We start from the raw sequence: 449 nt of genomic DNA on the forward strand, positions 1-449 counted from the left end.
GTCACGGGCAGCTGACTGGTGACAGTTGATCCTCTGGCCGGTGACATGTCGGTTGGATGCTTCCGTCGCAGTGGCCTTTAAAGCGGCAGTCACCCGGGAAATTTTCGCTACCAATGACCGCGTGACGCTGCGCTTTATCGATGCGGGAGAGATCTTTCCTGCCGAACGCCTGGCGCTGGCGCGTAACGATGAGCACTTTGATGTCGATCCGTTAGCGGAAGGCGGCAGAGGCTTGCGGCTTATTCTGCGTGCGGTGGACTATTTTAATGTGGAAACTGGCGCCGGGGAGAATGTGACTACCCTGATAGAAGCGTTGCCTGATACCCGCCTAAGCCATGCCACCGACGATCGCTGCGGGTGAGGGAACAGACATTGCCCCCGGGCGAATCACCGGGGGAATTTCCCCACCCGCGTTCACCGGCTTCATCATCTTATTGCTGTGCCTGGGC

The 449-nt window shown here is 58.6% G+C and carries 1 protein-coding gene; it reads left to right on the forward strand.

All coding sequences use genetic code 11. From position 1 onward, the window contains the following. Positions 1-52 precede the first annotated feature (52 nt). Entirely contained in the window at positions 53-361 is a 309-nt protein-coding gene (locus tag FJV41_RS55755; RefSeq protein ID WP_032424886.1) for an ATP-binding protein, read from the forward strand. Positions 362-449: the final 88 nt, after the last annotated feature.

Origin of the sequence: Myxococcus llanfairpwllgwyngyllgogerychwyrndrobwllllantysiliogogogochensis, assembly GCF_006636215.1 — a bacterium.
In the GTDB taxonomy this organism is placed as follows: domain Bacteria; phylum Myxococcota; class Myxococcia; order Myxococcales; family Myxococcaceae; genus Myxococcus; species Myxococcus llanfairpwllgwyngyllgogerychwyrndrobwllllantysiliogogogochensis.